Raw genomic sequence first — 7032 nt, forward strand, 5'->3', positions numbered from 1 at the left:
TCTCTTTTCCAATAGAATAAGAACAAGCTGCTTGAATAGTAAGTTCAATAGCAACTAAACTTAGCACTATAATGAGTTTCATTATTTCTCCCTTTTCACTGAATTTAATATGCTTGAGAAAGGAAGAGAATTCCAATAACAATTTGTGATAATGGTGATTATTTCAAGGTATAGGAACAAAAAAAGGGGCCTTTAAGACCCCTTACTTATTCGATTTTATTGATCTCTTAGATCTTTACGTAGGATTTTTCCAACATTTGATTTTGGTAGATCAGCTCTAAATTCGTAGATCTTTGGAACTTTATATCCCGTAAGATTTTCTTTACAGAAAGCCTTGAGTTCTTCTTCTGTTAGAGACTCATCATTCTTTACGACGAAGAGTTTCACGACTTCACCTGACTTTGGATCCGGAGCACCAACTGCAGCACATTCAAATACCTTTGGGTGAGTAATAATAACATCTTCAACTTCATTAGGATAAACATTGAATCCAGAAACAAGAATCATATCCTTCTTTCTATCAACAATTTTGAAGAATCCTTTCTCATCCATGATTCCGATATCACCAGTTTTAAAGAAGCCATCAGCAGTCATAACTTTTGCAGTTTCTTCAGGTCTATTCCAGTAACCTCTCATGACCTGAGGACCTTTTATACAAAGCTCACCGATCTCTCCCGGAGCAAGTGTATTCTCATCATCATCTTTAATACAAACATCCGTAGATGAAACCGGAAGTCCAATACTTCCATTATAATCAGCAAGATTCATTGGGTTGATACATGCAGCAGGTGAAGTTTCCGTTAGACCATAAGCTTCGATCAGAGGAGTCTTAGTCACATTCTTCCACTTTTCTGCGACAGCTCTTTGCACGGCCATTCCACCACCAAGAGTTAGCTTAAGTGATGAGAAATCTACATTTGCAAATTCTGGATTATTTAATAGACCATTGAAAAGCGTGTTAACCCCTGTCAGTGCCGTAAAATTCCAGTTCTTTAGTTCTTTAATAAATCCAGGAATATCTCTTGGGTTAGTAATAAGAACATTAAGTGCACCGATTGTTGAGAATGTAAAACAGTTCGCAGTCAGTGAGAAGATATGATAAAGCGGAAGAGGAGTAATAATAATCTCCTTCCCTTCTTCAGTTTTGTTTGAAATCCAAGCTTTTGCTTGAGTAAGGTTGGCCACAATATTTCTATGAGTTAACTCCGCTCCCTTAGAAACACCAGTTGTTCCACCCGTGTACTGTAGGAAAGCCGTTTCATCATTTGTGATTTCAACTCGGCTGTATTTCGACTCATCACCTTCATCAACTGCTTTAAGAAAAGGAATTGAATTTTTTAGGTTCCATTTTGGTACCATTTTCTTAACGTGCTTAATAACAAAGTTCACAAGAAGTGACTTTGGGAATTTAAGCATATCACCAATTTGAGTTACAAGAACATGCTCAACTGGAGTGTTGTCGATAATCTCGGCCAAGACACTTGCCGAGTTTTCAAAGATAATAATTGTTTTTGCTCCAGAATCTTTAAGCTGATGCTCAAGCTCTCTCGCTGTATAAAGTGGGTTAACATTAACTGCCACCATTCCAGCTCTCAAAATTCCAAAAAGAGCAACTGGATACTGAAGAATATTTGGCATCATGATAGCAACACGATCCCCTTTCTTTAGTCCAAGATTATTCTGTAAATACGATGCAAACTTACGTGAAAGATAATCCATCTCTGAGTAAGTCAGCGTTTTCCCCATACAGTGAAAAGCCGGCTTCTTCGCAAACTTTTCAAAAGACTCTTCTAATAACTCAGGGATTGAGTTGTAAGTCTCTGGGTTAATTTCATGAGGGACTCCAGCCTCATATTCATTAAGCCATGGTTTTTCCATAGTTCTTCCTCTCTTTTAAACTATTCCTATGCTCTTCCTAAATAAATATATATACACTCTATCTTATTAGAATTGTTATCCTCTTACAATATGCATCCATCTTGCCTAAATAGCTGAAACTACAACAATTTAAATTTATGCTTGATCTCTTGTTTCAAACTAGATATAAACTCTGCGTTTTAAAAAAACATTCTCACACACACTGTTTATGGCCCTTTGAATGAAGGGCCTAGTTTTTTCCCAGAAGCGAGACACTGCGTCATGGTTACAAGTATTCCAAGCAAGAAAAAGAAGTTTTGCTGCAAGAGCGGTTGCGATGACTGCCCTTTTGGATTCTCAAGTGATGAAGTCGATCCAAGTATTCCAGTGGAGCTTTTAGGCAAAGACAAGATAGAGCTCACGGATGAACAGCTGGCCGAAGAGCTTCTAGAAAAATATGCTGAATTTGATATTGATTAGGCTTTTTTAAGCTTGAGGGTGAAGCTCGTTACCTCAGAGTCCGTTTCAAGAGAGAGATCCCCTCCCATCTGTTCCATCGCATCCTTAGAAATTGAAAGACCAAGACCTGTCCCTTTACCGACTTCCTTAGTCGTATAGAATGGATTGAAAATCTTTTCGATATTTTCAGATGAAACACCCGGCCCAGAATCACTTACTTTGATTAAAGCAAAGTCTCCCCCATCTTCAAGATGGACATTAATCCACTTCTTAGGAACAGTAGATACTGCATCATTAGCATTATTAAGAATATTTATGAGAACTTGGCACAATTCCACTTCTCGCACATTGACCAAACAATCATAGTTATAGAAGACTTGAAATTGGACATCATTCTTTCTGAACTTCTCTTTGTAATACTCAAGAGTGTCTTTAACGAGTTCTTCAAGTTGAATATTATTCAAAACTTCTTCACTTGTATCCCTCGAGATCTTCTTCATATTTCTAATAATTTTTGTAATACGATCAATTGCCACGTCAACTTTTTGAAAGGATTGAATGAATTGCTCTTCATTAATTTCGTTTCCAGATTTAAGTCTTTTACCCATGGCATGAATATTCCCCTTAATAATTGTTAAAGGGTTATTAATTTCATGAGCAATACCTGCGGCCATTTCCCCTAAAGAGGCAAGACGTGCAGCATTTAAGGCCTTACTCTCCTGGAGGAGCTTTTCAGCATTGGCGACTTCTAAGAGTTCTTTGTTCTCTTTATTTATATTGGCCAACCTTCTGGACATCGCTTCGAGTTGATTCTGTAAGGTTGTAATCTCATCATCAGCCTTTCTCTTTTGTGGAAAGAGAGTTTTTTCTTCAGTAGATGTTAAGTTTAAATTCTTTAAGACATTTGAGACCTTTACAAGATCATTTGTAATCAATCTCTCATAAAGGAGAATGAGAATAAATTACACGACAAATGTTTTCGTCGCTTGCGAAATAAAAGTAATAAGAGCTCTACGGATAACATCCTTATAGATATGCTCTCTCGTAAAAGTAATCACGAGCTTTCCACCATAGACTTTCTTCTTATCGACATCAAAATGTAATGGATAGGCCTTTTCAAATTCTTTAAAAATAGAAAGTGATTTCTTATAAGTTTTATTCACTCCGTAGAAGAGTGAGTTATGTGATTCATCGTAGAGTCTAACTTGAATAACACCATCAATTTGAGCTAGATCATTTAGCTGAACATTGATAATTTTCATATTCAAATCCCAAAGAGCTCCTTTTAAGGACCCAAGAGTTGTAATCTCAAGATTGTGTATCCTTTGATCCATCTTCTTAACACCAAGTCTATAATCTACAGTCAAAGACCCTAGAGTAAAAATGGTTGAGAGAATCGAGCTCACCAAAATAGTGAGAATAAGGATTCTGTGCTTTAAGGAGTTTTTATGAAATAAGTTCATTTATCTAATCTTAGCTGAAAACGCAGTTAAAGTGTTGAATAAAGTTGTTATAAAATCTTAACTTTTTTACAGGCCGTCTAAACTTTAGACATCTCCCCTTTCCTAAGTGCCTAAAAACCTATCAATCAAACTGGCACGTCACTTGCTTTATTAATACTGAGAATAATACTCAAATGATGAAGATAAATTAGGGGATCAAAATGAAAAAGATGAAGAATTTAGTATTGCTATTCACATTACTATCAACACCAGTTCTAGCTGCAAAAAGCCCACTTAAAGTTAAGTGCTCAACACCTAGAAGTAATGTTGTCATTAAAATCAACGGAGACAAGCTTTCTCTTGATGGAAGATTTCCAGCTGAGACAGTTGCTCAAAGAACAAAGTTAAATGGACCAGCAATCACAAAGATATTCTTTGTTGGTGGAGAGAAACACACAATTCACTTAAATAATAAGAATAGTTTTAGTGAATTAGAAGACTTCGTAAATATCAGATCGAGAAAAGGTCATGAAATGACTTTTCCACTAAACTGTAAGAAGTACTAATTATCGTTTCCAACGAAAGAGCTCCATCTTATTAACATCTTCCTCTTTCGTTGGAATTTGAAATCCTTCACATCCAGAAATTTGTCTTTGTCTTTCGGCCGAAATATTTAAAACTTCAACTAACTCAATATAGTTACTCTTCTTTTTCTTTTCTTTGTGATTATAAAGAGCAATCTCTACCGTATAATCACCTTCTATCGATTGCCCACCATTAAGAATATTGCCGCTATAACTATACTCTGTAACTTTGGCGCCAATATATGTCTCTTCCAATGGTCCCGCAAATATTTGATCTAAAGTGATCGGTCTCTTATTTATTGTCCAGTCTTCAACATAGCGGTTGTGATTAAAAGCAGGGCACTCAAAGTTCTCAAACCTTTTTGAGATAGCTGCTGCAGAATAATAAACAGAGAATGTTCCCTTCTTTATTTGGTGACGTCGATTCTTATTCTTACCTTGTGTACCAGGAACAATGAGAGGAATATAAACATAACCTAATGTTGTGTTGACAGAGAATGATCTCTTTTTAACTTTAATAAGCCATGAATCAATACCAAATTCAGTAACCAGTCTTTCGAGCTCATCTCTTTCAAGTAGAGGAAAACTCACGAAGACAGTCACGCCTTTAGAAACCTCTTGATCTCTGTTTGGCCCAATTCTCCATTTCTCTACGCGTACATCTGTCAGACCAGTTTTAATCGGATTGATATAAAATGCATTCTCGGTGAATTTAATTTCTGATTTCTTTGTGCAGGAAAGAGTTATTAGAAGTGTTACAAATATTGCAAAAGAACTTCTAATCATAAATTTACCCTACCTCTTTATTTGACGAATAAAAACTTAGCCTCACTATCTATTCTAACACAGACTCTCCCATCATTTGGAGGGAGTATTCCACAGTCATATTTAGAGAAAGTTTGACCTAAGCACTCTATTTCTCCCTCTAAGACCACGAGAGAATTGACTCTCTTATCAAGGTCTATCTCGAGCTCAGTTTCCTTCGCTGAAAAGAAAGTGACTGTAAAATCATCATGCTCGACAAGTCTTATTTCAGGGTGTTTGAAGCTTTCAGGGACATACTTGAAATATTCTTTCGTATTTAGTTTCGAATCAAAGTTGATAACATCAAGGGCCTTCTGAATATGAAGCTCACGAGGTTTTCCATCTGTCCCCATTCGATTCCAATCCCAAACTCGATATGTGATTCCAGAAGACTGCTGAATCTCGGCCAAGGTCACACCTTCTCCGATAGCATGAATACTTCCGGCAGGCACAAAGAAGAAGTCTCCCGCTTTTACTTCATAGAAATTGAGAAGTTCATTGACCCTCTCCCCCTTATCAATTGCAGCTTTCAATTTCTCTTTATCGACGTCGCTCTTTAGGCCAAGATAAATACCAGCTCCAGGTTGAGAATCCATAATCAGCCAGCACTCAGTTTTCCCAGAATCACTCTCATGCACACTAGCATAGTCATCATCGGGATGAACTTGGATTGAGAGGTTGGCCCCAGTATCGATAAATTTTATGAGATAAGGAAGTTCTGCCTCTGAATAAAGTTCTGAGAGCTTCTCTCCTTCACTTGTTAATGAAGTACCATCTGAGTGACGAGAAACTTCCCAGGTCTCTCCTAGAGGTTCCTCGGGTTGAACTTCGCCCTGATTTTTTGGCGACTTATATTGCCAGAGCTTCTCTCCACCCCAAACTTTAAATGTTAAATGTGGTTGAACTTTATCTATTTTCAAAAACTTCTCTTACTTAAACTATCAATAAATTAATGTTTCTTAACAATATAGTGGCATCTATTAACTTTCAAGACAAGGCGCCGCGCTAACTAGCTGAATTGAGCCGCATTTTCCCTGAAATTAACAAGCTTAAGAAATTATTATATCAAATCCATATAAAATAATATGCATGAGACAGATCCAAAAGATTCCTATTCTCACTCTAAATAATATTGTGTTCTATCCAAACACATCGCTCCCACTCTATGTTGTCGACGAAGTGTATGAAGAACTCATTCAGGATGCGATTGCAACAGATACTCCTATTGGAGTGGCACTGTCTCAAAATGAAATGGACTACCCTGATGACTTTCCCGAACCCCGAGAGGTTTGTGGAATCGGGACACCTCTTATTCTAGAGCGAGCTGATGATGGAACTCTCAAAGTTCTCATGAAGGGCCACGGAAAAGTGAGAATCATTGAAATGGAACAAGTTGTTCCCTATCCTGTTTATTGGGTGGAAACACTAAAAGACAAGCCCGAAGATCCAAAATGGGTTACGACAAAACTTGAAAGAATTAGACTCATTCTTATTAACTGGCTTAAAGATAATGTCACAAATACAATTGAGAGAAACCAATTTATCTCCACAATGGAAACAGATAAGCACATCTTGGACTATGTCTGTACTTTCTTAATCAAGGACAAGGAGATCAGACAGCTCCTTCTTGAAAATGACAGCTTCATAGAGAGAGTTCATCTAGTAAATGCTCTCTTAAGAGATCACCTTCCCTTTCAAGAAGATCACTTTGTCTCTGACGCAATGAAAGATTTTGAGAGTATTGATAAAATTTCAAAATGTGCCCACTAATCCGACTCTTTTAATCAAGAATATCCTTCCCTACTTTATAGCGGAAAATTCTTTTCGAGGCCTTTTAAATAAGTCTATAATAATCAAGCTATTAAAATAATAGGGGAAGAAACTTT

The 7032-nt window shown here is 36.9% G+C and carries 8 protein-coding genes; 3 read left to right on the top strand and 5 right to left on the bottom strand.

Features of this window, described 5'->3' with window-relative positions; translation table 11 throughout:
* Positions 1-216 precede the first annotated feature (216 nt).
* On the bottom strand, positions 217-1878 hold the full coding sequence (locus tag M901_RS07645; protein WP_021277623.1) for a long-chain-fatty-acid--CoA ligase: 1662 nt from the start codon (positions 1876-1878) through the stop codon (positions 217-219).
* A gap of 261 nt (positions 1879-2139) precedes the next feature.
* On the opposite strand from M901_RS07645, the gene M901_RS07650 reads away from it, so the two are divergent.
* On the top strand, positions 2140-2337 hold the full coding sequence (locus M901_RS07650; protein ID WP_021277622.1) for a hypothetical protein: 198 nt from the start codon (positions 2140-2142) through the stop codon (positions 2335-2337).
* On the opposite strand, the gene M901_RS07655 is transcribed toward M901_RS07650, so the two are convergent.
* Both M901_RS07655 and M901_RS07660 read right to left on the bottom strand, forming a co-directional pair.
* Entirely contained in the window at positions 2334-3251 is a 918-nt protein-coding gene (locus tag M901_RS07655; RefSeq protein ID WP_021277618.1) for a sensor histidine kinase, read from the bottom strand. The two genes, M901_RS07650 and M901_RS07655, sit on opposite strands and share 4 nt — an antisense overlap.
* Positions 3252-3278: 27 nt before the next feature.
* Positions 3279-3779, bottom strand: a complete 501-nt coding sequence (locus tag M901_RS07660) for a hypothetical protein (RefSeq protein WP_021277621.1) — start codon at positions 3777-3779, stop codon at positions 3279-3281.
* Positions 3780-3979: 200 nt separating this feature from the next.
* Between M901_RS07660 and M901_RS07665 the strand changes: the two genes are divergently transcribed.
* On the top strand, positions 3980-4324 hold the full coding sequence (locus tag M901_RS07665) for a hypothetical protein (protein WP_021277619.1): 345 nt from the start codon (positions 3980-3982) through the stop codon (positions 4322-4324).
* Here M901_RS07665 and M901_RS07670 read toward each other — a convergent pair whose 3' ends face one another.
* Positions 4325-5128 (bottom strand): hypothetical protein, encoded by an 804-nt coding sequence (locus M901_RS07670; protein ID WP_021277624.1) that lies wholly within the window; start codon positions 5126-5128, stop codon positions 4325-4327.
* Between the two features lie 17 nt (positions 5129-5145).
* Positions 5146-6066 carry a type I phosphomannose isomerase catalytic subunit gene (locus M901_RS07675; protein WP_021277617.1) on the bottom strand — a complete coding sequence of 307 codons (921 nt, stop codon included), beginning with the start codon at positions 6064-6066 and terminating at the stop codon, positions 5146-5148.
* A 169-nt stretch (positions 6067-6235) separates the two neighbouring features.
* On the opposite strand from M901_RS07675, the gene M901_RS07680 reads away from it, so the two are divergent.
* On the top strand, positions 6236-6916 hold the full coding sequence (locus tag M901_RS07680) for an LON peptidase substrate-binding domain-containing protein (protein ID WP_021277620.1): 681 nt from the start codon (positions 6236-6238) through the stop codon (positions 6914-6916).
* The last annotated feature ends 116 nt before the right edge of the window (positions 6917-7032 follow it).

The sequence above is a fragment of the Bacteriovorax sp. DB6_IX genome, from assembly GCF_000447775.1.
Lineage (GTDB): Bacteria > Bdellovibrionota > Bacteriovoracia > Bacteriovoracales > Bacteriovoracaceae > Halobacteriovorax_A.